At 71.1% G+C, this 25,258-nt stretch carries 23 protein-coding genes; 17 read left to right on the top strand and 6 right to left on the bottom strand.

Going from position 1 to position 25,258, the window contains the following annotated elements:
- Window positions 1–133: 133 nt before the first annotated feature.
- Both fdhD and LL946_RS17350 read right to left on the bottom strand, forming a co-directional pair.
- On the bottom strand, window positions 134–955 hold the full coding sequence (fdhD, locus tag LL946_RS17355; protein WP_404382903.1) for a formate dehydrogenase accessory sulfurtransferase FdhD: 822 nt from the start codon (window positions 953–955) through the stop codon (window positions 134–136).
- 64 nt (window positions 956–1,019) lie between these two features.
- Window positions 1,020–2,264, bottom strand: a complete 1,245-nt coding sequence (locus LL946_RS17350) for a kynureninase (RefSeq protein ID WP_404382901.1) — start codon at window positions 2,262–2,264, stop codon at window positions 1,020–1,022.
- A gap of 69 nt (window positions 2,265–2,333) precedes the next feature.
- On the opposite strand from LL946_RS17350, the gene LL946_RS17345 reads away from it, so the two are divergent.
- Entirely contained in the window at window positions 2,334–4,004 is a 1,671-nt protein-coding gene (locus tag LL946_RS17345; RefSeq protein ID WP_404382899.1) for a LuxR C-terminal-related transcriptional regulator, read from the top strand.
- A 95-nt stretch (window positions 4,005–4,099) separates the two neighbouring features.
- Complete coding sequence (locus LL946_RS17340; protein ID WP_404382897.1) at window positions 4,100–5,155, top strand: class I SAM-dependent methyltransferase; 1,056 nt, start codon at window positions 4,100–4,102, stop codon at window positions 5,153–5,155.
- Here LL946_RS17340 and LL946_RS17335 read toward each other — a convergent pair.
- A complete protein-coding gene (locus LL946_RS17335) occupies window positions 5,134–5,697 on the bottom strand; it encodes a GNAT family N-acetyltransferase (protein WP_404382895.1) in 564 nt (187 codons plus the stop codon). The two genes, LL946_RS17340 and LL946_RS17335, sit on opposite strands and share 22 nt — an antisense overlap.
- Before the next feature lie 215 nt (window positions 5,698–5,912).
- Between LL946_RS17335 and pdxT the strand changes: the two genes are divergently transcribed.
- The 10 genes from pdxT (at window position 5,913) to LL946_RS17285 (ending at window position 16,370) form a co-directional block, all read left to right on the top strand.
- Window positions 5,913–6,515 carry a pyridoxal 5'-phosphate synthase glutaminase subunit PdxT gene (gene pdxT, locus LL946_RS17330; protein WP_404382893.1) on the top strand — a complete coding sequence of 201 codons (603 nt, stop codon included), beginning with the start codon at window positions 5,913–5,915 and terminating at the stop codon, window positions 6,513–6,515.
- Between the two features lie 147 nt (window positions 6,516–6,662).
- Window positions 6,663–7,433, top strand: coding sequence for a YebC/PmpR family DNA-binding transcriptional regulator (locus tag LL946_RS17325; RefSeq protein ID WP_404382891.1), 771 nt, complete (start codon window positions 6,663–6,665; stop codon window positions 7,431–7,433).
- A gap of 85 nt (window positions 7,434–7,518) precedes the next feature.
- Window positions 7,519–8,031, top strand: coding sequence for a crossover junction endodeoxyribonuclease RuvC (gene ruvC, locus LL946_RS17320; RefSeq protein WP_404382890.1), 513 nt, complete (start codon window positions 7,519–7,521; stop codon window positions 8,029–8,031).
- Entirely contained in the window at window positions 8,028–8,630 is a 603-nt protein-coding gene (gene ruvA, locus LL946_RS17315; RefSeq protein WP_404382888.1) for a Holliday junction branch migration protein RuvA, read from the top strand. Before ruvC ends, ruvA begins: the two co-directional genes overlap by 4 nt.
- A gap of 11 nt (window positions 8,631–8,641) precedes the next feature.
- Complete coding sequence (ruvB, locus tag LL946_RS17310) at window positions 8,642–9,829, top strand: Holliday junction branch migration DNA helicase RuvB (RefSeq protein ID WP_404382886.1); 1,188 nt, start codon at window positions 8,642–8,644, stop codon at window positions 9,827–9,829.
- Between the two features lie 337 nt (window positions 9,830–10,166).
- Window positions 10,167–10,496 (top strand): preprotein translocase subunit YajC, encoded by a 330-nt coding sequence (gene yajC / locus LL946_RS17305; protein ID WP_404382884.1) that lies wholly within the window; start codon window positions 10,167–10,169, stop codon window positions 10,494–10,496.
- 1 nt (window position 10,497) lies between these two features.
- Window positions 10,498–12,306: a protein translocase subunit SecD gene (gene secD / locus LL946_RS17300; protein ID WP_404382882.1), complete on the top strand. Its 1,809-nt coding sequence runs from the start codon at window positions 10,498–10,500 to the stop codon at window positions 12,304–12,306.
- Window positions 12,303–13,499: a protein translocase subunit SecF gene (gene secF, locus LL946_RS17295; RefSeq protein WP_404382880.1), complete on the top strand. Its 1,197-nt coding sequence runs from the start codon at window positions 12,303–12,305 to the stop codon at window positions 13,497–13,499. The genes secD and secF overlap by 4 nt, the downstream gene beginning before the upstream one ends.
- Before the next feature lie 6 nt (window positions 13,500–13,505).
- Complete coding sequence (locus LL946_RS17290; RefSeq protein ID WP_404382878.1) at window positions 13,506–14,066, top strand: adenine phosphoribosyltransferase; 561 nt, start codon at window positions 13,506–13,508, stop codon at window positions 14,064–14,066.
- A 9-nt stretch (window positions 14,067–14,075) separates the two neighbouring features.
- Window positions 14,076–16,370, top strand: coding sequence for a RelA/SpoT family protein (locus LL946_RS17285; RefSeq protein ID WP_404382876.1), 2,295 nt, complete (start codon window positions 14,076–14,078; stop codon window positions 16,368–16,370).
- 214 nt (window positions 16,371–16,584) lie between these two features.
- Here the strand turns inward: LL946_RS17285 and LL946_RS17280 are convergent, their stop codons facing one another.
- On the bottom strand, window positions 16,585–18,531 hold the full coding sequence (locus LL946_RS17280; RefSeq protein WP_404382874.1) for a DUF349 domain-containing protein: 1,947 nt from the start codon (window positions 18,529–18,531) through the stop codon (window positions 16,585–16,587).
- Between the two features lie 2 nt (window positions 18,532–18,533).
- A complete protein-coding gene (locus tag LL946_RS17275) occupies window positions 18,534–19,322 on the bottom strand; it encodes a peptidylprolyl isomerase (protein WP_404382872.1) in 789 nt (262 codons plus the stop codon).
- A 57-nt stretch (window positions 19,323–19,379) separates the two neighbouring features.
- On the opposite strand from LL946_RS17275, the gene LL946_RS17270 reads away from it, so the two are divergent.
- The gene (locus tag LL946_RS17270; RefSeq protein WP_404382870.1) at window positions 19,380–20,081 is read left to right on the top strand and encodes an MBL fold metallo-hydrolase; all 702 of its coding nucleotides are present in this window, start codon (window positions 19,380–19,382) and stop codon (window positions 20,079–20,081) included.
- On the top strand, window positions 20,078–21,439 hold the full coding sequence (hisS, locus tag LL946_RS17265) for a histidine--tRNA ligase (protein ID WP_404382868.1): 1,362 nt from the start codon (window positions 20,078–20,080) through the stop codon (window positions 21,437–21,439). The genes LL946_RS17270 and hisS overlap by 4 nt, the downstream gene beginning before the upstream one ends.
- Here the strand turns inward: hisS and LL946_RS17260 are convergent.
- Complete coding sequence (locus LL946_RS17260) at window positions 21,402–22,013, bottom strand: hypothetical protein (protein WP_404382866.1); 612 nt, start codon at window positions 22,011–22,013, stop codon at window positions 21,402–21,404. The two genes, hisS and LL946_RS17260, sit on opposite strands and share 38 nt — an antisense overlap.
- A 56-nt stretch (window positions 22,014–22,069) precedes the next feature.
- Between LL946_RS17260 and ald the strand changes: the two genes are divergently transcribed.
- From ald to LL946_RS17245, 3 genes are all read left to right on the top strand, one after another.
- Entirely contained in the window at window positions 22,070–23,185 is a 1,116-nt protein-coding gene (gene ald, locus LL946_RS17255; RefSeq protein WP_404382864.1) for an alanine dehydrogenase, read from the top strand.
- A gap of 97 nt (window positions 23,186–23,282) precedes the next feature.
- Window positions 23,283–24,233, top strand: a complete 951-nt coding sequence (gene xerD, locus LL946_RS17250; protein WP_404382862.1) for a site-specific tyrosine recombinase XerD — start codon at window positions 23,283–23,285, stop codon at window positions 24,231–24,233.
- A gap of 92 nt (window positions 24,234–24,325) precedes the next feature.
- On the top strand, window positions 24,326–25,258 hold the full coding sequence (locus LL946_RS17245; protein ID WP_404382860.1) for a ParA family protein: 933 nt from the start codon (window positions 24,326–24,328) through the stop codon (window positions 25,256–25,258).

The following is a 25,258-nucleotide window of genomic DNA, read 5'->3' as shown; positions in this document are numbered from 1 at the left end:
TGGTCACGAAGTGCGCCCATCTGGTCACGGACTGCGACAACAATCGACCAATTGGTCACGAAGTGCGCCCATCTGGTCACGGACTGCGACAACAATCGACCAATTGGTCGATTGTGGCGGCCAGGGGTGGCGCTCAGTGGGGGATGCGGTGGGGGTGCGTGTAGACGCTCATCCGGCGGTCGCGGGCGAACGCGACGAGGGTGACTCCGAGGCGGTCGGCCGCCTCGATCGCCAGGGACGACGGAGCCGACACGCACGCCAGCACCGCGATGCCCGAGACGGCCGCCTTCTGCACGATCTCGAAGCTCGCCCGGCTCGACACCACGAGCAGCCCACCCTCGGTCGCCACGCCCGTCACCAACGCGGCGCCGAGCACCTTGTCGACGGCGTTGTGGCGGCCGATGTCCTCGCGGACGATGGCGAGCAGCCGAGCCGCCCCGACGCCACCGGGCGCGGGAGCCAGGCCGGCTCCGTGGGCGCCGCCGGTCTTGTCGAACACCGTCTGGCGTGAGCGCAGCTCCTCGAGCGCGTCGGCGACGACATCCGCCTCCCACACGACCTCGGGTGGGGGCCGGCTCATGACGGCGTCGACCGCGTCGACCGCGGTGGTGCCGCACAGCCCGCACCCTCCGAGCGAGGCGAGGTTGCGGGTCGAGGTCACGGCGAGCTCGTCCGAACGGCCCGGCACCTCGAGGTTGAGAACGTTGAGGGTGTCGAGGTCGGAGCAGAACCGCGCGGTCACGACGTCCTCGCGACGCGCGATGACGCCTTCGGCCCGGAGCAGCCCGTGGGCGAGGTCGATGTCGTGGCCCGGCGTGCGCATCGTCACCGTGAACGTCGTGCCGTTGACCCGGACCTCGAGTGGTTCCTCGCCGGCGACCGTGTCGATCGAGCGGGTGGTCTCACCGTCGAGGTCGATGCGGACAACCTTGTGACGTGAGGTGACCCGGCCCATCAGCGGGCCTCCAGCCGGAGACCGTCCACCGCTGCTCTGCGTCCCATGGGTCCATTCTCCCCCGTCAGGTCACGGCTGCGCGCGAGGCGAACTCGGCACGCTCGAACTCGTGCCCGTCGAGCACCTCACGCAGGTGGACCGCAGCGGCGAGGACGTCCTCGTGCGACAGGTAGAGGGGAGCGAAGCCGAGGCGCACGATGTCCGGCTCGCGGAAGTCCCCGATGACCCCGCGTGCGATGAGAGCCTGCACCACGGCATACGCCTGGGGGTGACGGAGGCTGACCTGTGAGCCACGCGCCTCGGTCCGCGGCGTGAGGACCGGCAGGTCGATGCCGAGGCCGTCGAGGCACTCGACGAAGAACCCGGTGAGCGAGAGCGAACGTCGCCTCACGTCGGTGATCTCCAACCCGTCGTATGCCGTGAGCGCACCTTCCAGCGCGGCGATCCCGAGCACCGGGGGAGTCCCCACACGGGCCCGGGTGATGCCGTCTGCCGGGACGTGCTCGGGCGACATGGCGAAGGGAGTCGCATGCCCGTTCCACCCGAGGATCGGGTTGGTGAACGCGTCGAGGTGCTCCGGTGCGACGTAGATGAACGCGGGGGCGCCGGGGCCACCGCTGAGGTACTTGTAGCCGCAGCCCACGGCGAAGTCGGCCCGCCCGGCGGCCAGCCCCACGTCGACGACACCGGCCGAGTGGCAGAGGTCCCAGCACGCGAGGGCCCCGGCGCCGTGCGCGGCGTCGGTGATCGCGGCGAGGTCCCACAGCTCTCCGGTGCGGTAGTCGACCTGCGAGTAGGACGCGAGCGCGACGTCGTCCGACCCCTCGAGCCGAGCGATGGCGTCTGCGGGGGAGACGAGCTCGAGCGTGAGCCCGAGCTGGTCGCACACCCCTCGGGTGACGTGGACGTCTGTGGGGAAGGAGTCCGGGTCGGTGAGGACGACAGGGCGGCCGGGCCGCAATCGTGCGGCCGCGTGCACCGCCTTGTAGAGGCTGACCGTCGTCGAGTCGCCGACGACGACGGACCCGGCCGGCGCACCGACGAGCTCACCGACGCGGTCGCCCACGCGTTCGGGAGCCGTCCACCAGGCCGACTCGTTCCACGCTCGGATGAGCTGCTCGCCCCACTGCCGCGACACGGCGTCGGCAGTGGCCTCGCGGGCCGCGACGGACAGGGCGCCGAGCGAGTTCCCGTCCAGGTAGATCACGCCCTCGGGGATGACGAAGGCGTCGCGGCGGTCGGTCGCCGCATGCTGGGCGTCGAGGGTCCCGGCCCGCTCGGCCAGGGTGTCGTGGGCGTCGCTGCTCATGTCCGGAAGCATGTCACCACCGCCCATCCTGGTCGTAGGCTGGAGTGTGCGACTCCATCGGAGGTACCCGTGACCGAGGCCCTCCACCCCGACGACGTCACCGTCCTGCCCGTGAACGTGAACGTGAACGTGGATGCGGGCGACTCGGCGACGCTGGTCGAGCGGCTGGACGCGGCCCGGTCGTCCGCGCGGGAGGGGACCGCGAACCTACCCCTCGACGAGCTGCGGCATCTGGCGGAGGACGCGTGGTGGCTCGGGGACAGCGCCACGTCGATGGCCCTCGACGAGGAGGTGTACCGACGGCTCGAGGCGGACCAGCAGCTCGACGAGGCGGCGCGCCAGGCGCTCGATCTCGGGCTGCAGTGGGTGACCCGGGGCGACGTCGTCATCGGGACGGCGTGGCTGGGCCGTGCGCGACGCCTCCTCGAGGGGCTGCCCGAGTCGGTCACGCACGGCTACCTCACCTATGTCGACGCGACCTACGAGCTCGACGTCCACGGCGACCCGGCGGCGGCCCAGCAGGCCGCCGCGCGGCTCGAGGCCCTCGGCCGGACGCATGACGACTCGGCGTTGCGCTGCTTCGCCCGGGTGCTCGAGGCCTTCGCCCACGTGCGTGAGGGGCGGACGGCCGAGGGCTTCCAGGCCCTGGACGAGGCGATGCTCGAGGTGATCACGGGCGGCGTCCCGCCGCGGTGGGCAGGGGACATCCACTGCACGGTGATCCACGTGACCCACCAGCTCGGCGACTGGGCCCGGATGCGGTCGTGGACCGATGCGCTCGAGCGCTGGGCGCTGCCGCTGTCACGGACCTTCATGTATGCCACCGTCACGCGCGTGCACCAGCTCGAGCTCGTCGGTGCCGAGGGGGGCTGGGACGAGGTCCTGGCCGAGATGGAGGGGCCCAGCAGGGCCCTCGTCGGGTCCCACGGGTGGCTGGCCGGAGCCGGCTTCCAGGAGCTCGGCGACGTACTCCGGTGCCGTGGTCGCTGGGCCGACGCAGCGCATGCCTACCGTCGCGCCCGCGAGCTCGGCATCGACCCCCAGCCCGGGGAGGCGCTCCTCGCCCACGCCGCCGGCCGGTCCGGGGAGGCGGCCACGGCGCTGCGCGCTGCCGCGGACGGGGTGGGCCCGCTGGAGCGCGCGCGCCTGCTGCTGCCGTCGGTCGAGGTCGGTCTCGCCTGCGGCGACGTCGACCTCGCGGAGAGTGCTGCGGCCGAGCTCGCCTCGACCGCCAAGATCTACGACACGGCCGGACTGCGGGCCTGGGCCAGGCACGCCGAGGGGCTGCTCGCCCTCTCCCGGGACGAGTTCGAGGACGCCGAGGTCGCCCTCGAGTCCGCTCTGCGCGACTACCGGAGCCAACGACTTCGGTATGCCGTGGCGCGAGCCCATGACCACCTCTCGACGGCGCGGCGGGGGATGGGGAAGGACCGGGCGGCCGACGCGGATGCGGCGACGGCGCTGATGATCTACCGGGAGCTGGGCGCCGCCCCGGACGTCGCCCGTCTGACCGTGTCGGAGCGTCCCGGTGGGCTGACCGGTCGCGAGGCGGAGGTGCTCGCTCTCGTCGCCGGGGGTGCCGGCAACCGGGAGGTGGCGCAGCGGCTCGTCATCAGCGAGAAGACGGTCGGGCGCCACCTCGCCAACATCTTCGCCAAGCTGGACGTCGGGTCACGGACGGCCGCTGCCGCGTGGGCCCACGAGCACGGCATACAGGGTTTGCCCCAGGGACGCGGCTGAGAAGTGCACGGTTCGGCCGATGCGGGGCACCGGGGTGCGTTCCTAGCGTCGTCGGCACGGGCAACGAGGCCCGTCCGACACCAAGGAGCAGCACCATGACCACCATCGAGCAGCAGGCGCCGGCAGTCGTCGAGCGCCTCGTGCAGGTCCTCAACGACGGCGCGATCGCCGTCCTCGCGGGCATCGGTCACGACACCGGACTGTTCGAGGCGCTGGCCACCCTCCCGCCGGCGAGCAGCCAGCAGATCGCCGACGCCGCAGGGCTCGACGAGCGCTACGTGCGGGAGTGGCTCGGCGGGGTCGTCACCGCCGGACTCGTCGACTTCGACGCCGAGACGGGGGAGTACGCGCTCTGCGAGGAGCACGCTCCCTTCCTCACCGGGCCGAGCGCCGACAACTTCGCCCGCACGCTGCGCTACATCGGGCTCATGGGCCAGGTGCTCCCGCTCGTGGTGGAGCGCTTCCGCACCGGCGGAGGCCTCGGCTACGAGGACTACCCGAGGTTCGTGGAGATCCAGGCCGAGGACTCCCGGGCCGTCAACGACGGGTCGCTCGTCGACACGATCGTCCCCCTCACCGGCCTCGTCGAGCGGCTCGAGTCCGGGATCGACGTCGCCGACGTCGGCTGCGGCGCGGGCCACGCCATCAACCTCATGGCGCGGGAGTTCCCCCGGAGCAGGTTCTGCGGCTACGACTTCAGTGCCGAGGCCATCGCCGCGGCGCGGGCGGAGGCGCAGGAGTGGGGACTGCCCAACGCCGTGTTCGTGGAGTGCGACATCGCCCGCGACGTCGATGCCGGGTCCTACGACCTCGTCACCGCCTTCGACGCGATCCACGACCAGGCCCACCCCGCGACGGTGCTGGCGAACATCCACCGCGCGCTGCGGCCGGGAGGGACGTTCCTCATGGTCGACATCAACGCGTCGAGCCGGCTCGAGCGCAACGTCGACCTGCCCTGGGCGAGCTTCCTCTACGGCATCTCGCTCGTGCACTGCATGTCGGTGTCGCTCGGCCAGGGCGGCGACGGGCTCGGGACGGCGTGGGGTGTCGAGCTCGCCGAGCAGATGCTGCGGGAGGCGGGCTTCTCAGAGGTCGTCAGGCACGACATCGAGGCCGACCCGTTCAACGCCTACTTCGTCGCTCGGTCGTGACTGCCCTGCGGCCCTGACCGGAGCGCGGGTGCGTCGTCGAGGAGCATGAAGGCCAGGTCCGGCCGGTGGGCGGGCAGCCACGCCGGCCGGGCCCGGCCGACGGTGCGCCATCCGCGCCGTCGGTAGAACTGCCCGGCGCTGGTGTCCTCACCGACGACGTCGAGCATCGGCGTCAGGCCGCGCCGGGCGATCTCGGCCAGGGCCGTGTCGAGGAGCAGCCCGCCGAGGCCGGAGCCGTGGCGGTCGGCGGCGACGAAGAGCACCGACACCTCCGCCAGGCCCTCGGACGGCAGGCCGGTCGCCTCGACCCAGTCGGCGGCCATCCGGCCGTCAGTCAATGCCGTCACGGACACGTGGCCCACGACCTCGTCGCCGTCGAGCGCCACCCACGCCGCGAGCTCGCCCGGACGCACGACGAACTCCTCGGGTGGGAACGGCAGCGGCCACCGCTGCGGGTACGACGTCGCCGCCTGTTGCGCACCCAGCAAGGCGACGAGCGCGGGCAGGTCGTCGGCCGAGCGGTCGCGGATCGTCACGGTCACGCCAGCACTCTAGGTCGGCCGCGCGCCGACGACCCGGAGGCGGCCACCCCGAGGCGGCCACACGGAGGCGCCCACCCGGAGGCGGCCACACGGAGGCGCCCACCCGGAGGCGGCCACCCGGAGGCGGCCACCCGGAGGCGGCCACCCGGAGCCATCCGAGGCGCCACGCCGACGTGGCATGGGCCCGCCCAGTTCGGGCCCGTACGATTCCGGGCGTGAACGCCCACCCCACCATCGGAGTCCTCGCCGTCCAGGGCGACGTGCGCGAGCACCTGCGCGCGCTGGAGTCGGCCGGTGCCCGGGCGGTCACCGTCCGGCGCCCGAGCGAGATCGCCTCGATCGACGGCCTCGTCATCCCCGGTGGCGAGTCCACGACGATGGACAAGCTCGTCCGGATCTTCGAGCTGCGCGACCCGCTGGTCGAGCGGCTCCGCGCGGGACTGCCCGCCTACGGGTCCTGCGCCGGGATGATCATGCTTGCCGACCGCATCCTCGACGGGCACCGCGACCAGCAGACCCTCGGCGGGCTCGACATCACCGTGCGTCGCAACGCTTTCGGCCGCCAGGTCGACTCGTTCGAGGAGGACCTGCGCATCCGCGAGCTCGGCCCGGAGCCGGTGCGAGCCGTCTTCATCCGGGCTCCGTGGGTCGAGGAGCTGGGCGCGGGCGTCCAGGTCCTCGCCAGCGTCCACGTCGGGGGAGCGGACCACGCCGTCGCCGTGCGCCAGGGCAACCTCCTCGCCACGAGCTTCCACCCGGAGGTCACCGGTGACCACCGTGTCCACGACTTCTTCACGGACGTCGTGCGCCGCGCCTGACCCCCTGTCGGGCTTGCGTCCGCAGGTCTGGGGGCCAGGGCGTCGTCCTGGCGGACGTCACGCCGCCGCAGACCGCAAACGGAGCGCAACGGCATACGACATAGGATCGACGCCGAGTCCTGCACGTTCACAGCACGAGGAGACACCTTGTCCGGCCACTCCAAATGGGCGACCACGAAGCACAAGAAGGCCGCCATCGACGCCAAGCGCGGCAAGCTCTTCGCCAAGCTGATCAAGAACATCGAGGTCGCGGCGCGCACCGGCGGCGGTGACGTCACGGGCAACCCGACGCTCTACGACGCCATCCAGAAGGCCAAGAAGAGCTCGGTCCCCAACAACAACATCGACAACGCGGTGAAGCGCGGCTCCGGTGCGACGGCGGGCGGCGCGGACTGGGAGACCATCACCTACGAGGGCTACGCGCCCGGTGGTGTTGCCGTCCTCATCGAGTGCCTCACCGACAACCGCAACCGAGCGGCGGCCGAGGTCCGCACAGCCCTGACCCGCAACGGTGGCCAGCTCGGCGACCCCGGCTCGGTGGCCTACGTCTTCGACCGCAAGGGCGTCGTCGTCGTTCCGAAGGAGCAGGGCGAGACCGAGCTGACCGAGGACAGCATCCTCGAGGTCGTACTCGAGGCCGGCGCCGACGAGGTCAACGACCTCGGCGAGTCCTTCGAGATCATCTCCGAGGCGACCGACTTCGTCTCCGTCCGCAAGGCGATCCAGGACGCCGGCATCGACTACGACTCGGCCGAGGCCTCTTGGGTGCCCAACCTCCAGGTGCCGCTGGACCTCGAGGGCGCCAAGAAGATGATCCGCGTCATCGAGGCCCTCGAGGACTCCGACGACGTCCAAGACGTCTTCGCCAACGGCGACATCCCGGACGACGTGCTGGCGGAGCTCAACGACGACGAGTGACCTGCGTGTTGCTGCGCGCCGCCCTCCACCACGCTGTGTAGCGTGGCACCGAACACCTGTTCGGTTCTCTTGGAAGGCGGCGCGCGTGCGCGTTCTCGGCATGGATCCCGGCCTCACCCGGTGCGGGCTCGGCGTCGTCGACGGTCGCGCGGGTCGGGCCACGATGGTCGCGGTCGGCGTCGTGCGCACACCCTCGGACGCCGCACCGTCACAGCGCCTCATGTTCCTCGAGCGCGAGCTCGACGGGTGGCTCGACCGCTTCGAGCCCGACGTCGTGGCCGTCGAGCGGGTCTTCGCCGACACCAACGTCACCCAGGTCATGAACACCGCCCACGCCACCGCCATCGCCCTGCTCACCGCGGGCAAGCGCGACATCCCCGTCGTCTTCCACACCCCGACCGAGGTCAAGGCGTCGGTGACCGGCTCCGGCCGCGCCGACAAGGCCCAGGTCACGACGATGGTGACCCGCATCCTCAAGCTCTCCGCGCCGCCGAAGCCCGCCGACGCCGCCGACGCCCTCGCGCTGGCGATCTGCCACCTCTGGCGGGGTGCGGCCACGGCCCGGCTCGAGGCCCTCGCCAAGGCTGGTGCGCGGTGATCGCCTCGCTCTCGGGCCGGGTCAGCCACGTCGGCCTCGACCGGATCGTCGTCGAGGTCGGGGGAGTCGGGATGCTCGTCCACACGACGCCACGTACGGCCGCCGACGTCCGCACGGGCCAGGAGGTCACCGTCTCGACGACACTCGTCGTGCGCGAGGACTCGCTCACGCTCTTCGGTTTCGGGTCGCCGGGGGAGCGCGACATGTTCGAGACGGTGCAGACCGTCTCCGGCGTCGGGCCGCGTCTCGCGCTGGCCATGCTCTCGGTGCTGACCCCCGACGAGGTGAGCGCCGCGCTGCGCGCCGGCGACCTCGCGACGCTGACCAAGATCCCCGGCGTGGGCAAGAAGAGCGCGGAGCGTCTCGTCCTCGAGCTCAAGGACAAGGTCGGTATGCCGTCCTCTCCCGTCGGCGGGTCCACCGCGGCTGCCGCGCCGCTCGGTGACGCCCGGCGCGACCAGGTGGCCGAGGCCCTCGTCGGCCTCGGCTGGTCGGCCAAGCAGGCCACGGACGCGGTGTCGACGGTGTCGTCTGCCGCCGACCCGGATGCCTCGGTGGCGGCGCTGCTGCGGATGGCGCTGCGGGAGCTCGGCCGATGACCTCGCCGTCGATGAGGCCCACCTCGACCAGCGAGGACGACCTGGGAGGCACCGTCAGGGGCTTCCGGTCCGACATCGTCGAAGCCGACGAGCCCGCTGGCGAGTGGGCTGGCGGGCGCGCCGACGACGGGTCGCTCGACGCGACGGCGCGGATCGTCGACGCGGGCGCCGACAGTGACGACGAGCGGGTCGTCGAGGCCGCGCTGCGACCCAAGCGCCTGTCCGAGTTCCCGGGTCAGACCCGCGTGCGCGACCAGCTGTCGCTCGTCCTCGAGGCCGCTCGGCGCCGGGGGACCGTCCCCGACCACATCCTCCTGTCGGGTCCTCCCGGGCTCGGCAAGACGACGCTGGCGCTCATCGTCGCGGCCGAGCTCGAGCGCCCGATCCGGATCACGTCCGGCCCGGCGATCCAGCACGCCGGGGACCTCGCGGCGGTGCTTTCCTCGCTCGACGAGGGCGAGGTGCTCTTCCTTGACGAGATCCACCGCATGTCCCGGTCGGCCGAGGAGATGCTCTACCTCGCCATGGAGGACTTCCGGGTCGACGTCATCGTCGGCAAGGGGCCGGGTGCGACGGCCATCCCGCTCGAGCTCCCGCCGTTCACCGTCGTCGGTGCGACCACTCGCTCCGGGCTGCTGCCGGCCCCGCTGCGCGACCGGTTCGGCTTCACCGGGCACCTCGACTACTACGAGGCGAGCGACCTCACGACGATCCTGCACCGATCGGCCGGCCTGCTCGCCGTCGACGCGGACGAGTCGGGCATCAGTGAGATCGCCGGCCGGTCGCGAGGCACGCCCCGCATCGCCAACCGGCTGCTGCGCCGGGTGCGCGACTGGGCGCAGGTGCACGGCAGCGGCCACGTCGACCTCCATGCGGCCCACGAGGCGCTGCGCCTCTTCGACGTCGACGACGCCGGTCTCGACCGGCTCGACCGCGCCGTCCTCGAGGCGTTGTGCCGTCGTTTCGGTGGTGGACCCGTGGGTCTGTCGACCCTGGCCATCGCCGTCGGCGAGGAGTCCGACACCGTCGAGACCGTCGCCGAGCCCTACCTCGTGCGCGAGGGCTTCATGGTGCGCACCCCGCGCGGCCGGGCCGCGTCCCCCCGGGCGTGGTCACACCTCGGCCTCACGCCACCGCGGGACGCCCCCACGCGGGACGTCCTGCCCCTCACCGACGGCCCGGGCCGCCTCGGAACCTGAGCAGGTCCTCGGCCCCTGACCCCTCGCCCGAGACGTGTCTTTGCTCCACCTCAGGACGCAAAGGCACCCCCATTTGCTCCCAAATCGTGACGCAACGGGCCGATGCGTCGCGATCGCGCAGCAAAGAGGGGTGTCTTTGCGTCATGGTGCGGCGCACAGGCACGTCCCAGCGGGGGTGGGTGTGCGGCGCGGGGTCCCGGGCGGGCACCGGGAGCGGGTGTGGCGCGTTGGCGAGAGTGACCACGTCACCTATGCTGGCTCGACGGCCCGGCGTCGACCGGGCCGCTGACGCGCCCGGCACCACGCGGGTGCGCACACCACACTCGAAGGACTCTCCATGGATTCCGGTGCCGGCCTCGGCAACCTGCTCGTGCTCGCCCTGCCCCTGTTGCTGCTGGCGTTCCTCATGTTCACCCAGCGCAAGCGTGGACGTGAGGTGCAGGCGTTCCAGTCGTCCCTCGCCGTGGGTGACGCGATCGTCATGACCTCGGGCCTCTACGGCACGATCATCACGCTCGACGACGCCGTCGCGACGCTCGAGATCGCGCCCGGGGTCCAGGTGCAGGTCGACCGCCGCGCGATCGGCATGACGCAGCCCGGCGCCGAGCGCACGGTTGAGGCCCCCGAGACCCCGCGCCAGCCCGACGCCACGCCCGAGGTCGACTGACATGGCGCAGATGAGCCACGCGACCTTCGCGCGCCGTGCCCTCGCCGGCATGGCCGTGCTGGCCATCGCCCTCATGGGCCTGCTCTTCGGAGCCAACCAGTTCAGCAACGGCAGCTACGCGCCCAAGCTCGGCCTCGACCTCGAGGGCGGGACGCAGATCATCCTCGAGCCGCGCGTCACCGGCGGCCGGCAGGTCTCGCCGGAGCAGATCACCCAGGCCCGCGACATCATCGTCCAGCGCGTCGACGCCGGTGGCGTCGCCGGCGCCGAGGTCACCACGCAGGGTGGCCGCAACATCGTCGTGAGCATGCCGGGCACGCCCGACAAGCGCACCGAGGACGCGATCCGTCGCTCCTCGCAGCTCCAGTTCCGCCCGGTGCTCGCCATCGCCGCAGGCTCGCCGCAGCCGGCTCCCTCGGCTTCCCCGAGCGGCTCGGCCAGCCCGAGCCCGAGCGGCTCCGCCGCACCGATCCCGTCCCCGTCGGTGAGCGCCCCCGTCGCGAGCCCCGCGCCGTCGGCCACCAACAACTCCGCCGTCCCCGGTGCCTTCACGACCGAGGCCAGCCCCTCGCCGTCGGCGTCCCCCTCCGCGAGCGCTCCCGCTTCGCCGAGCCCGAGCCCCAGCCCGAGCGCCAGCGCGTCCGGTGGCACGGCCACCGACCCGCTCAGCCTCGAGCAGATCACCCCCGAGCTCACCGCGGACTTCACCGCGCTCGACTGCTCCAAGGACGGCGCGCTCGACGAGCTCGTCGACGACGACACCAAGCCGCTCGTGACGTGTGACGCCGACGGCGCCGCCAAGTACATCCTCGGCCCGGTCGTCGTGTCCGGCGACAAGATCTCCGACGCGGCCGCGGGCTACCAGGTCGGCCCCAGCGGCCAGCAGACGAGCGTCGTCGAGATCCAGCTCAGCCTCAACGGCGAGGGCGCCGAGCAGTACGCCGACATCTCGCGCAAGATGGTCCCGCTCCAGCAGCCACAGAACCAGCTGGCCGCGACCCTCGACTCGCGCGTCATCGTCGCGCCGAGCTTCAACGAGGCGATCCCCAACGGCAAGGCGAGCATCACCGGTGGCTTCGGCATCACCGAGGCGCGCGACCTCGCCCAGCAGCTCAAGTTCGGCGCACTGCCGATCTCGTTCGACCTCCAGACCCGTGAGCAGATCAGCCCGACGCTGGGCAGCGAGCAGCTCCGCTACGGCCTCTGGGCCGGCATCATCGGCCTGCTGCTCGTGACGGTCTACTCGCTGTTCCAGTACCGCGTACTCGGCTTCGTCACCATCGCCTCGATCGTCGCGGCCGGTCTCCTCACCTACCTGGCGATCACGATCCTCGGCTGGTCGCACAACTACCGCCTCGACATGGCCGGCGTCACCGGCCTCATCGTCGCCATCGGCTTCACCGCGGACTCGTTCATCGTCTACTTCGAACGCATCCGTGACGAGCTGCGCGAGGGTCGCTCGCTCGAGAGCGCCGTCGCCACCGGCTGGGCCCGTGCCAAGCGCACGATCCTCATCGCCGACGGCGTCAACTTCCTCGCGGCGATCGTCCTCTACGTCCTGGCGAGCTCGAGCGTGCGCGGCTTCGCGTTCACCCTCGGCCTGACGACCCTGCTCGACCTGCTCATCGTCTTCCTCTTCACGCACCCGCTCGTCACGCTGCTCGCGCGCCGGAAGTTCTTCCGCGGTGGGCACCCGATGTCGGGCCTCGACCCGGACAAGCTCGGTGCCGTGAAGAAGACCTCGTATGCCGGCCGTGGCCGGTTCACGACCCCGCCCCGTGTCGCGGCCCACGAAGGGAGCCGGTCATGACCAAGTTCTCCGACCTCGGCAACGACCTCTACACCGGCAAGCGGTCCATCCCCGTCGTCCCCAAGCGGCGGACGTTCTACATCGTGTCGCTGGTCCTCATGGCCATCGCGACCGCGGGTCTGGGCATCAACAAGCTCAACCTCGGCCTCGAGTTCAGTGGTGGCTCGGAGTTCCGGGTCACGGGCTCGTCCGTGCCGGACGACTACGAGTCCAGGGCACGTGAGGCGCTCGGCGCCGCCGACGACTCCCAGGGCGTGCGTGTCTCCAAGCTCGGCACCGGGACCGTCCGCGTCCAGACCGAGCGGCTCGACGACGCCGAGAGCGCCGACGTGCGCACCGAGCTCGCCGAGACCTTCTCGGTCTCCGAGGAGCAGGTGAGCGCCACCTTCATCGGCCCCTCGTGGGGTGACTCGGTCACCAAGCAGGCGCTGCGCGCCCTCGTGATCTTCCTGGTGCTCGTCGCCGCGGTCCTCGCGATCTACTTCCGCAACTGGAAGATGGCCGCGGCCGCTCTCATCGCGCTCGTTCACGACCTCGTCATCACGGTCGGCATCTACTCGTTCAGCAAGTTCGAGGTGTCGCCGGCGACGATGATCGGCTTCCTCACCGTCCTGGGGTACTCGATCTACGACACCGTCGTCGTCTTCGACAAGGTGCGTGAGAACGTCAACGAGTCCTTCGCCAACGGACGGATGACGTTCGCCAAGGCGGCCAACCTCGCCGTCAACCAGACGCTCGTGCGGTCGATCAACACCACCGCCATCGGCATCCTCCCGATCTTCTCGGTGCTGGTCGTCGGCGCGCTCTTCCTGGGCCCCGGCACGCTGCTCGACCTGGCGCTCGTCCTCTTCATCGGCATCCTCGTCGGCGCCTACTCCTCGATCTTCCTCGCGACGCCGCTGCTCGTGAGCCTGCGCAAGAAGGACGCGCCGGTCGTCGAGCTCGACAAGCGCGCAGCCCGTTCCGAGGCCAAGCGCGCCAAGGAGCTCGCTGTGGCTGCTCCCTCTGGTGCATCCGCCTCGCGACCGGCCGTCGAGAGCCACGACACCCCGGACGGGGCGGTCGTCGAGTCGGGTGCGCCGATGGCGAGCGACGAGGAGTCGGCGACCATCACCGGCCGACAGGTCCACAAGTACGCCCAAGCAGGCCCCCGCAACCAGCCCAGGCGCGCCCCGAAGTCGCGCCGCAAGTAGCCCACGATGACCGACGCGAGCGGGACCAGCGACCTCGTCGAGAGCCTGCTGCGCGACGTCGCGGACTTCCCCAAGCGGGGAGTCGTCTTCAAGGACATCACCCCCTTGCTCGGTGACGCCGACGCTTTCGGTGACGTGGTCCGGGCCCTGGCGGCACGGCATACGGGATCGGGAGACCGGATCGACGCGGTGGCGGGCGTCGAGGCGCGTGGGTTCATCATCGGCGCCGCGCTGGCCCACGAGCTCGGGGTCGGCTTCGTGCCGGTGCGCAAGGTGGGCAAGCTGCCCGGCGAGACGGTCCAGCGGACCTACGACCTCGAGTACGGCACGGCCACGATCGAGGTCCACGCCGACGCGGTCTCGTCCGGCCAGCGCGTGCTCCTCGTCGACGACGTCCTCGCCACCGGCGGGACCGCCATCGCCGCCTGGGACCTGCTCAGTGACTGCGGTGCCGACGTCGTCGGCCTCGCCACGGTCGTGGAGCTGGCCTTCCTCGGTGGCCGTGAGGCGATGGGGGAGCGGTCGGTCCACTCCCTGCATGTCGTGGGTGGCGCGGGGGACGCCTAGACTCCGTTCATGGCAGAGGAGACCACGCCGATCCCGGTGCGCAGTGGGGCCGCAGGCTCCAACCGCGCCCGCGCGCGTGCCCGCCTCGCCCGGTTCGGTTCGGCCCGGCCCTCGGCCCACCCGGTCCTCGAGCCGCTGCTCAACACCGTCCGGCTGACGCACCCCAAGGCGGACGTCTCGGTCATCGAGCGCGCCTACGAGGTCGCCGAGCGCGCCCACGAGGGCCAGATGCGCAAGAGCGGCGACGCCTACATCACCCACCCCCTCGCGGTGACGACGATCCTCGCCGAGCTCGGCATGACGCCGCCGACGCTCGCGGCGGCACTGCTGCACGACACCGTCGAGGACACCGACTACGGCCTGGACCAACTCGAGAAGGACTTCGGCGCCGAGATCGCCATGCTCGTCGACGGCGTGACCAAGCTCGACAAGGTCACCTACGGCCAGGCGGCGCAGTCCGAGACCGTGCGCAAGATGGTCGTCGCCATGGCGCGCGACATCCGCGTCCTCGTCATCAAGCTCGCCGACCGGCTGCACAACGCCCGTACGTGGCGCTACGTGTCCAAGGAGTCCGCGCAGCGCAAGGCCCGCGAGACCCTCGAGATCTACGCCCCGCTGGCTCACCGGCTGGGCATGAACACGATCAAGTGGGAGCTCGAGGACCTGTCGTTCCAGACGCTCTACCCCAAGGTCTACGACGAGATCGTCCGGCTCGTCGCGGAGCGCGCCCCCGCTCGTGAGGAGTACCTCGCGACCGTCCGCGAGAGCGTCGAGTCCGACCTGCGCGCCGCCCGGCTCAAGGCGACCGTGACCGGCCGCCCGAAGCACTACTACTCCGTCTACCAGAAGATGATCGTCGGCGGTCGCGACTTCGAGCAGATCTACGACCTCGTCGCGGTCCGCGTCCTCGTCGACACGGTGCGCGACTGCTACGCCGCGCTCGGCGCGATGCACGCCCGCTGGACGCCGGTGCCGGGACGCTTCAAGGACTACATCGCGACGCCGAAGTTCAACATGTACCAGTCGCTGCACACGACGGTCATCGGCCCCGAGGGCAAGCCGGTCGAGATCCAGATCCGGACCCACACGATGCACCGGCGGGCCGAGTACGGCGTCGCGGCCCACTGGAAGTACAAGGAGAAGAGCCCGGCCGGCACCGACTCCCCGTCGACGAGCCACACCGGCGCCAACGACATGGCGTGGCTGCGCCAGCTCCTCGACTGGCAGAAGGAGACCGCCGACCCGGGCGAGTTCCTCGAGTCGCTGCGCTTCGAGATCAACGCCAGCGAGGTCTACGTCTTCACCCCCAAGGGGCAGCTCGTGGGTCTCCCCGCGGGGTCGACCCCCGTCGACTTCGCGTATGCCGTGCACACCGAGGTCGGTCACCGCACCATCGGTGCCAAGGTCAACGGTCGCCTCGTGCCGCTGGAGTCCCGCCTCGACAACGGCGACACGGTGGACGTGCTCACCTCGAAGGCCGATGGCGCCGGACCCTCGCGCGACTGGCTGACCTTCGTGAAGTCGGCGCGGGCCCGCAACAAGATCCGCCACTGGTTCACCCGCGAGCGTCGCGAGGAGATGATCGACCAGGGCAAGGACGCGCTCGTCAAGGCGATGCGCAAGCGCAGCCTGCCGCTCGCGCGCCTGTCGTCGGTCGAGTCGCTCACCGGCGTCGCCGAGGAGCTGCGGCTGAGCGGGATCGACGGCCTGTATGCCGCGATCGGCGAGGGGCACGTCAGCGCCCAGCACGTCGTGGCCCGGCTCGTCGCCGCGCAGGGTGGCGAGGAGTCGAGCGACGACCTCGCCGAGGTCACGATGCCCCGCGCCATCTCCAACCGGCGCCGGCGCGCCGGTGACCCCGGTGTCGTGGTCAAGGGCATGTCCGACGTGTGGGTCAAGCTCGCCCGCTGCTGCACCCCCGTCCCGGGCGACGACATCCTCGGGTTCGTGACCCGAGGCATGGGAGTCTCGGTCCACCGCCGTGACTGCACCAACGCCACCGAGCTGCTGCGCCAGGACGACAAGATCATCGAGGTCGAGTGGGCGCCGACGGCCAACAGCGTCTTCCTCGTGCAACTGCAGGTCGAGGCCCTCGACCGCTCCGCGCTGCTGTCCGACGTCACGCGGGTGCTGTCCGAGAGCGGGGTCAACATCCTCAGTGCCTCGGTGCACACCTCCCGTGACCGCGTGGCCGGGTTGAAGTTCACCTTCGAGATGGGCGACCCCAGCCACCTCGACCACGTCATCAAGGCGGTGCGGAACGTCGGAGGCGTCTTCGACGCCTACCGCATCACGCAGACCTGACCACGGTCACCGCTCAGTCCCCTCGGAGGTCACCTGAGGGACCGCGTTCGCCGCAGTCCCATCCGCGCTCCGCGCGCTGAGCGCGCTCCACGCTCCCGCCAGACCCAGCCAGCGGCGAACACGCTCCCTCAGGCTCCCGTGCGCAGCTCGTGCGTACGACAACGGCCTGCCCGCTCTGGGAGCTGGGCAGGCCGTTCTCTGGTCGGGGCTGGGGTCAGGCGCCGAACTCGTCGTTGGCGGCCTCGGCCTGACTGAGCCAGGCCTGCTGGGACTCGAGCTTGGCGGTGAGGTCCTTGACCTTGCGGTCGTTGCCGGCGGCGGTGGCCTTGGCCAGGTCTGCTTCGATCGACTCGATCGAGGAGCGGAGCTGGGTGACGAGGGAGTTGGCCCGGGCGGCGACCTCGGGGTTGGAGGACTTCCACTTCTTGTCCTCCTGCTCCCGCACGGTCGTCTCGATCCGGCGGATGGCCTTCTCGGTGCGGTCGATGTCGGCCCGGGGGACCTTGCCCGCTGCGTCCCACTTGTCCTGGATGACGCGCAGCTGGGCCTTGGCCTGCTCGAGGTCGGTGACCGGCAGGATCTGCTCGGCCTCCTTGAGCAGCTCCTCCTTGACCGCGAGGTTGGCGCGGAACTCCTCCTCCTCGGCGGCCGAGACCTCGTCCTTGGCGTTGAAGAACGCGTCCTGGGCGGTCTTGAAGCGCTCCCACAGGGCGTCGTCCTCGGAGCGGGACGCGCGGCCGGCCTGACGCCACTGGTCCATGAGGTTCTTGAACGCGCGAGCCGTCGGGCCCCAGTCCTTGCTCGTGGCGAGGGCCTCGGCCTCCTTCACGAGCGACTCCTTGTTGCTGCGCGCCTCGGCGCGGGAGGAGTCGAGCTGGGCGAAGTAGCTGCGCCGGCCCTTGTCGAAGTGGTTGCGGGCGTGGCTGAAGCGCTGCCACAGCGCGTTCTCGGTGGGCTTGTCGAGCTTGGCGCCGCTGCGCTGGTGCTGCTTCCACTGGTCGAGCAGGGCGCGCATGCGCTCCCCGCTCTGCTTCCACTGCGTCTGCTCGGGGTCCTGGCCGGAGATGGCCTCGGCCTCGGCGACGAGGGCCTCACGTTCGGCGGCGGCTGCGGCGCGGGCCTCCGCCCGTGCGGCCTGCTCGGTCTCGCGCTTGGTGACGAGGGCGGTCTCGATGGCGGCGACCCGCGCGTCGAGGGCCGCGAGGTCGCCGACGACGTGGGCCTCGGCGATGTGGTCCTTGAGGGTGGTGAGGCCGTCGCCGATCTCCTTGGCCGAGACGTCCGGGTTGGCGAGGCGCTGCTCGAGCAGCTCGGCCGAGGCGGCGATCTCGTCGTACTTGCGCGCGAAGTACTGGAGTGCCTCCTCGGGCGTCGCGCCGGGGTATGACCCGACCTCACGCTCCTCGTCGCCGACGGTGACGAAGACGTGGCCCTCGTCGTCGACCCGGCCGAAGCGCGCGGAGTCGGAGTGCTCGTGGACGACCGGCGACACCGGCGGGGCCGGTCGCGCAGCCATCCGGGACGCCAGCGCTGCCGGAGAGGGCACCGCCGGCTTGGGCGCGGTGGGCCCGAAGCTCGTGGGCGCGGGCGCCGGGGTGGCGGGCGTGGGGAGCGACGTGGCGGGCTCGGGATCCACGGCGGGCGGAGCAGACTGCTGGGTGGGGGCCGGCTCGTCTGCGACAGGCGACTCACCGACTGCGGGCTCGTCGCTCGCCGCGGGCTCGTCGGCTGTCCCTGTCTGCTCGGCCGCAGACTCCTCGACCGCAGACGCCTCAACCGCCGTCTCGACGGCTGCGGGATCGGGTGCATCTGCGGAACCATCGGCGGTAGCCGTCTCGACGGCCTCGGTCTCGGGTGTCCCAGCGGACCCTTCGACGGTGGGCGCCTGCTCGGCCGTGACCGGGGCAACCTCGGCAACCGGGGCGTCAGTCGTCGGTTCGGCGGTGTCGGTGGCCAGCGTCGACTCGGGCGTGTCGGTGGCCGGTGTCGACTCCTCGGGCGCCTCAGCCGTGGCCTCTGGCTCGGGGGAGGGCTGCGGTGCGGTCGTCGGCTCCTGCGTCGCCTCCACCTCGGTGTCCGGTTCAGCCACGGCGTCCGACGCCTGGGCCGGCTCCTCCACGGTTTCGTCCGCGGGGATCTTGCTCGTCGTCTCGTCGCTCACGGCTATGCCTTCTTCTCAGTCACCGCAACCCGAAGGATGCTGATGGGTGCCACGGGGGCACCGATGGTCTCCGACTCGCCGCCCGGCTGAACTCCCGCGGCGGCGACCTTGTCGACGATATCCAACCCCTTGGTGATCGTGCCGAAGATCGTGTATCCATTCGCGTCCGGCAGGCTCGTCTCACCGTTGACGAGGAAGAACTGGCCGCCGTTGCCCTTGACCGGGTCCTGCGTGCGAGCCATGGCCACGGTCCCGCGTGGGTACTTCCCGTCCTTCGGGGCGTTCTCGACGCCGAAGCCGTAGCCGGGGTTGCCCTGCCCGGTGCCCGTGGGGTCACCGCACTGGAGCAGCTTGAAGCCGTCGCCGACGCCGAGCCGCTGACAGGGGGAGTTGAGCCAGTAGTCGGCCCGCGCCAGCTGAATGAAGGAGGCGACCGCCTGCGGCGCCTTGGCGCCGTCGAGGTCGAGGACGATGTCACCGCAGTTCGTCGTGAGGGTGGCCGTCCACGTCACACCCTTGGCCGTGGCCTTGTCGGGCAGCTCGAGGGAGGCCGCGGTCCCGAGCGGCTGGGGTGGCTGCTCGCACCCGGCAGCGGTCTGCTGAGGCTTCGCCGGCTCCTCGGGCCTGAGCATGACCGCGAGGCCACCGACGAGCGCGGCCACCACGGCAACCGTCGCGACGATCGCGGCGATGCGCCTCGTGCGGGCCTGCTTCTCGGCCCGCGCCGCGAGGGTCGCCTGCTGCTTCTCCCACCGGCGTCGAGCCCGGTCATGTTCCTGCTTCTTCGTCACCCGGCGCAGTCTAGGGAGGACGTATGCCGTCTGCGCACCCGACTAGGGTTCTCCGGTGTGTTGACCATCGCCTTCCCCGCCGCGGCCTTCGGGACCAACTGCTACGTCCTCGCGACCGCCGAGGGGGAGGAGTGCGTCGTCGTCGACCCGGGCATCGGCATCGAGGAGACCCTGAGAGAGGTCCTCACGCAGCACCGGCTCAAGCCGACCGCCGTCCTCCTGACCCACGGCCACCTCGACCACGTCTACTCCGTGACGCCCGTCTGTGGAGGCGACACGGCGGCATACATCCACTCGGACGACCGCTACCGGCTGGCCGACCCGCTCGGGTCGGCGAGCCCCGGGATCGTCGGCATGCTGCAGCAGCAGTTCGGCTCGAAGGCGACCTGGAGCGAGCCCACGAACGTCGTCGAGGTGACCGACAGGCAGGCGCTGACGCTCGCCGGTCTCGACCTCGAGGTGCTGCACGCGCCTGGCCACACCGAGGGCTCGGCGATGTTCGGTTTCGAGCGCCTCCCCGCCGGCGTGCGCGCGCCCGAAGAGCTCGACCGCACGATGATCTCCGGCGACGTCCTTTTCGCCGGGTCCATCGGACGCACGGACCTGCCCGGGGGCGACGGCTCGGCCATGCAGCGTTCGCTGCGCGACGTCGTCCTGCCGCTGGCCGACTCCACGCTGGTCCTGCCCGGTCACGGCCCGGCGACGACCATGCGGCGCGAACGCAGCACCAACCCCTACCTGCAAGGATTGAACGCGTGAAGGTCACCAAGCTGAGCGGCTTCCCCGAGTACCTCCCGGCCGAGCGCATCGTCGAGCAGCACTTCCTCGACGTCATCCGCGAGACCTTCGAGCTGCACGGGTTCACCTCGCTCGAGACCCGGGCCGTCGAACCGGTGGAGCGGCTGCTCGGCAAGGGCGGCGACGCCGACAAGGAGATCTACGGCGTCACGCGCCTCGCCGAGGAGAGCGTCGAGAACCCCTCGCGCGACGTGGCCCTCGGCCTGCACTTCGACCTCACCGTGCCGTTCGCGCGCTTCGTCCTCGAGAACGCCGGCAAGCTCCCGTTCCCCTACCGCCGCTACCAGGTCCAGAAGGTGTGGCGTGGGGAGCGACCTCAGGAGGGCCGCTACCGCGAGTTCACCCAGGCCGACATCGACGTCGTCGACGTGGGCGAGCTCAGCCCGCACTTCGAGGCCGAGATGCCCCTCGTCATCGCCGAGGTGTTCTCGAAGCTGCCGATCGGACGCATGACCATCCAGGTCAACAACCGCAAGATTCCGGAGGGTTTCTACCGAGGCATCGGGATCGGCGTCGAGCACCCCACGCAGATCCAGGACACCCTGCGCATCGTCGACAAGCTCGACAAGATCGGCCCCGACAAGGTCAGGACCCTGCTCGTCGAGGCCGGCCGCACGGTCGAGCAGGCCGACCAGTGCCTCGCCCTGGCGGGGATCCGCAGCGAGGACCTCTCGTTCATCGACCGCGTGCGCGCCCTGGGGGTCGAGCACCCCGTGCTCGACGAGGGACTCGACGCGCTCGCCGCGGTCATCACGAGCGGGCTCGAGAACGCGCCCGGCGCGATGGTCGCGGACCTCAAGATCGCCCGTGGCCTCGACTACTACACCGGCACCGTCTACGAGACCCAGCTCGAGGGCTACGAGTCTTGGGGTTCCTTCTGCTCGGGCGGCCGGTACGACGCGCTCGCCAGCGACGGGAAGACCACCTACCCGGGCGTCGGCATCTCGATCGGCGTGTCACGGCTGCTCGGGCTGCTGCTCGGCAAGGGCTTGGTCACGGCGTCCCGCGCGACCCCGGCCGCGGTGCTCGTCGCCGTCGTCGAGGAGGACTCCCGGACCGACTCCACCGCGGTCGCAAGGGCCCTGCGCTCCCGGGGGATCCCGTGCGAGGTCGCACCCAGCGCTGCGAAGTTCGGCAAGCAGATCCGCTACGCGGACCGGCGTGGCATCCCGTTCGTCTGGTTCCCGGGTGGTGGCGACGTGGCGCACCAGGTCAAGGACATCAGGTCGGGGGAGCAGGTCGACGCGGACCCGCAGTCCTGGCAGCCGCTGCCGGAGGACCTCAGGCCGTCCGTGGTGGCCGCAGACCCGAGTCCCTGAGCTCGAGCATCGCCAGCGCGCGGATCGTCTCGCGGTCGCCGCGTCGCCAGGCGCCGCTGGGGTCCGACGAGACCTTGGCGAGCGTGGCCATGGGCTGGTTGGCCATGGCGCGCAGCGCGAAGAGGTCGAGGTCGTCGTCGGCGTCGATGAAGCGCTGCGCCGCCGACGCCCGGCGGACGAAGCGGCCGCGGGCGAACGCCCACCAGATGCCGACGATGAGGATCGGGACCAGCGCCGTCGTCCACCCCAGGAGCAGGGCGAACTTCTCGACCGCGCTCACGAGGTTCGTGCCTGCGGACTCGATGTCCGTGCCGGCGCCGGCCGCGGATCGGAACGGGCTCGCGACCCGGTCGTCGAGGATCGGCAGGTCGTCGACACCGTCACCGGCGGCGTTGAGCGTGTCGCGGAAGCCGGCGCCCGCGCCCTGCAGCTGTCGACCCGGTTCGGCGAGCGCCATGGTCACCTCGTGGACGCGGCGCCCCACCCAGGCCCAGAGCGCCACCCAGGCGAGCAGGCCGACGTCGGCGAGGATCTGGACGAGGCGACGACCGGGCAGGTCTGCATAGAGCTTCACGGGTCCTAGACTCGCACCGCGGCACATCGACCGCGACCACGACGAAGGAGTCATCGGTGCGCATCGGCATCCCCAGCGAAGTCAAGAACAACGAGTTCCGGGTCGGCATCACGCCGGTCGGCGTGCACGAGCTCGTGGGTCATGGCCACGAGGTCCTCATCCAGAAGGGGGCCGGTCTCGGGTCGTCGATCACCGACGAGGAGTTCGTCTCGCAGGGTGCCCGCATCATCGACGACGCCGATGACGTCTGGGGCGAGGCCGAGATGGTCATGAAGGTCAAGGAGCCGGTCGCCGAGGAGTACCACCGCCTGCGCGAGGACCTCACCCTCTTCACCTACCTCCACCTCGCCGCCGACCAGCCCCTGACCCAGGAGCTCGTCGCCAAGCGGACGACCTCGATCGCCTACGAGACCGTGCAGCTGCCCTCGGGTGGGCTGCCCCTGCTCTACCCGATGTCCGAGGTCGCGGGCTGCCTCGCTCCCCAGGTCGGGGCCTACTCGCTCATGAAGCCCCAAGGTGGCCGCGGCGTGCTCATGGGTGGTGTCGGCGGCGTCGCCAACGCCAAGGTCGTCATCATCGGCGCCGGTGTCTCGGGCCAGAACGCCGCGAACATCGCGCTCGGCATGGGCGCCGACGTCACGCTCCTCGACACCGACCTCGACAAGCTGCGGATGAGCTTCTGGCGCTACAACAACCGGGTCCACGGGCTCGCCTCCTCGACGTTGGCCATCCGCCAGCAGGTCATGGAGGCCGACATGGTCATCGGAGCCGTGCTGGTGCCCGGCGCGAAGGCACCCAAGCTCGTGTCCAACGAGCTGGTGTCGCAGATGAAGCCCGGTTCAGTCCTCGTCGACATCGCCGTCGACCAGGGCGGCTGCTTCGAGGACACCCACGCGACGACGCACGCCCACCCGACCTACGAGGTCCACAACTCGGTCTTCTACTGCGTGGCCAACATGCCCGGTGCCGTGCCCAACACCTCGACGTGGGCCCTGACCAACGCCACCCTCCCGTATGCCGTCCGCCTCGCCGACGAGGGATGGCTCGATGCCTCGCGCCGCGACCCGGGCCTCGCGCTCGGTATCAACACCCACGCCGGTGACGTCGTCTGCGCCCCGGTCGCCGAGGCGCACGGGCTCGGGCACCGCGACCTGGCCGAGGTGCTCGCCTGACGCGGACCCCTGGAAGCGTCCGCCACAATGCCGCCATGACTCCCACGTCGGCGGACACAAGCGTGGGCGCCTGTGCTGCGTCCGCCGGGGTGACGACATGACCACCGACGCGGCGGACGCAAGGAGGGCCAGCCGGGTCGAGCGTGCCGTGCGCTCGTGGCTGACCCACCTCGACGTCGAGCGAGGGGTGTCGGCCAACACGCTCAAGGCCTACCGGCGAGACCTTCGGCGGTGGACGGCATACCTCGCCTCGATCGGGGTCGACGACCCCGCGAAGGTGGGCGAGCGCCACGTGAGCGAGTTCCTCGCGCGGCTGCGCGAGGGCGACGACGAGCACCCGCCGCTGGCGGCGAACTCCGCGGCGCGCACGCTCGTGGCCGTCCGCGGGCTGCACCGGTTCCTCGCGCTCGAGGGCGAGCTCGAGGCCGACCCTGCCGCCGCGGTGAGCCCGCCACCACCCCCGTCACGGCTGCCCAAGGCCATCAGCGTCAGCGAGGTCGAGCGGCTCCTCGACGCCGCGGCGGTCGGCGACACGCCGGCGTCGCTGCGGGACAGGGCGCTGCTCGAGGTCCTCTACGGCACGGGCGCGCGCATCTCCGAGGCCGTCGGGCTCGACATCGACGACGTCGACGTGGAGGCCGGAGTGGTCCGGCTCGAGGGCAAGGGTGGCAAGCAGCGCCTCGTGCCGCTCGGGACCTACGCGAGGGAGGCGCTCACGGCATACCTCGTCCGAGGGAGGGGCACGTTCGCGACCAAGGGCAAGGGCACACCCGCGATCTTTCTCAACCAGCGCGGTTCCCGGCTCTCGCGCCAGAGCGCGTGGTCGATCCTGCGCGCCGCCGCCGACCGGGCCCAACTGTCCGGCCACCTCTCGCCGCACACCCTGCGCCACTCCTTCGCGACCCACCTCCTCGAGGGGGGTGCCGACGTCCGCGTCGTGCAGGAGCTGCTCGGGCATGCCTCGGTGACGACGACGCAGGTCTACACGCTCGTCACCGTGCAACAGCTGCGTGAGGTCTATGCGCAGAGCCACCCGCGTGCCCGCTGATAGTGTCGTGGCGATCAGCGGGATGCTGACCGCGCGCACGCCAGTTCGGGAGAGAGATGGATTCGTCAGACATCGACGCCGTGGTGAACTCAATGGATGAGTCCCTCGAGACCCAGGTCGACCCTCAGACCACCCCCGCCAGCCGCAACGGGCACCTCCCGGGCACGGAGCTCGCGGCCGCCGGCCAGGTGGGCCCCACGGGTCGTCCACTGCCGACCTTCCCGGATCCTGCGCCCCTCGCGAGCCACGGCCCCGCCCGGGTCATCGCCATGTGCAACCAGAAGGGCGGCGTCGGCAAGACGACGACGACCATCAACCTGGGTGCCGCGCTGGCCGAGTACGGCCGGCGCGTCCTGCTGGTCGACTTCGACCCGCAGGGCGCCCTCTCCGTGGGTCTCGGCATCCCCGCCCACGAGCTCGACGTCACCGTCTACAACCTGCTCACCGAGCGCGGTCACGACGTGCGCGACGTCATCCAGCAGACCAAGGTCGAGGGCCTCGACGTCGTCCCGGCCAACATCGACCTGTCCGCCGCAGAGGTCCAGCTCGTCGGCGAGGTCGCCCGGGAGCAGATCCTCGCGCGGGTCCTGCGGCCGGTGCTCGACGACTACGACGTCATCCTCATCGACTGCCAGCCCTCGCTCGGCCTGCTCACGGTCAACGCGCTCACGGCGGCCCACGGCGTGCTCATCCCGCTCGAGTGCGAGTTCTTCGCCATGCGTGGCGTGGCCCTGCTCGTCGAGACGATCGAGAAGATCACCGATCGGCTCAACCCGCGCCTCGAGGTCGACGGCATCCTCGCGACGATGTACGACAGCCGCACCCTGCACTCCAAGGAGGTCGTGGCGAGCGTCGTCGAGCACTTCGGCGACCGCGTCTTCCACACGGTCATCAGCCGCACGGTGAAGTTCCCGGACGCGTCCCTCGCGGCCGAGCCGATCACCACCTACGACTCCACCCACAAGGGAGCCGGCGCCTACCGCCAGCTCGCAAGGGAGCTCATCGCCCGTGGCGGAGCAGCCTGA

The sequence above is a fragment of the Knoellia locipacati genome (assembly GCF_044791685.1).
In the GTDB taxonomy this organism is placed as follows: domain Bacteria; phylum Actinomycetota; class Actinomycetes; order Actinomycetales; family Dermatophilaceae; genus Knoellia; species Knoellia locipacati_A.
This window is presented reverse-complemented; position numbering and strand designations above follow the sequence as displayed.

What these genes read in the sequence shown, in the direction of transcription:
- secF (WP_404382880.1), top strand. Translation starts at nt 12,303, where the DNA reads ATGACCAAGTTCTCCGACCTCGGCAACGACCTCTACACCGGCAAGCGG.
- LL946_RS17290 (WP_404382878.1), top strand. Translation starts at nt 13,506, where the DNA reads ATGACCGACGCGAGCGGGACCAGCGACCTCGTCGAGAGCCTGCTGCGC.
- LL946_RS17285 (WP_404382876.1), top strand. Translation starts at nt 14,076, where the DNA reads ATGGCAGAGGAGACCACGCCGATCCCGGTGCGCAGTGGGGCCGCAGGC.
- yajC (WP_404382884.1), top strand. Translation starts at nt 10,167, where the DNA reads ATGGATTCCGGTGCCGGCCTCGGCAACCTGCTCGTGCTCGCCCTGCCC.
- secD (WP_404382882.1), top strand. Translation starts at nt 10,498, where the DNA reads ATGGCGCAGATGAGCCACGCGACCTTCGCGCGCCGTGCCCTCGCCGGC.
- ruvB (WP_404382886.1), top strand. Translation starts at nt 8,642, where the DNA reads ATGAGGCCCACCTCGACCAGCGAGGACGACCTGGGAGGCACCGTCAGG.
- LL946_RS17340 (WP_404382897.1), top strand. Translation starts at nt 4,100, where the DNA reads ATGACCACCATCGAGCAGCAGGCGCCGGCAGTCGTCGAGCGCCTCGTG.
- LL946_RS17245 (WP_404382860.1), top strand. Translation starts at nt 24,326, where the DNA reads ATGGATGAGTCCCTCGAGACCCAGGTCGACCCTCAGACCACCCCCGCC.
- LL946_RS17350 (WP_404382901.1), bottom strand. Translation starts at nt 2,264, where the DNA reads ATGAGCAGCGACGCCCACGACACCCTGGCCGAGCGGGCCGGGACCCTC.
- xerD (WP_404382862.1), top strand. Translation starts at nt 23,283, where the DNA reads ATGACCACCGACGCGGCGGACGCAAGGAGGGCCAGCCGGGTCGAGCGT.
- fdhD (WP_404382903.1), bottom strand. Translation starts at nt 955, where the DNA reads ATGGGCCGGGTCACCTCACGTCACAAGGTTGTCCGCATCGACCTCGAC.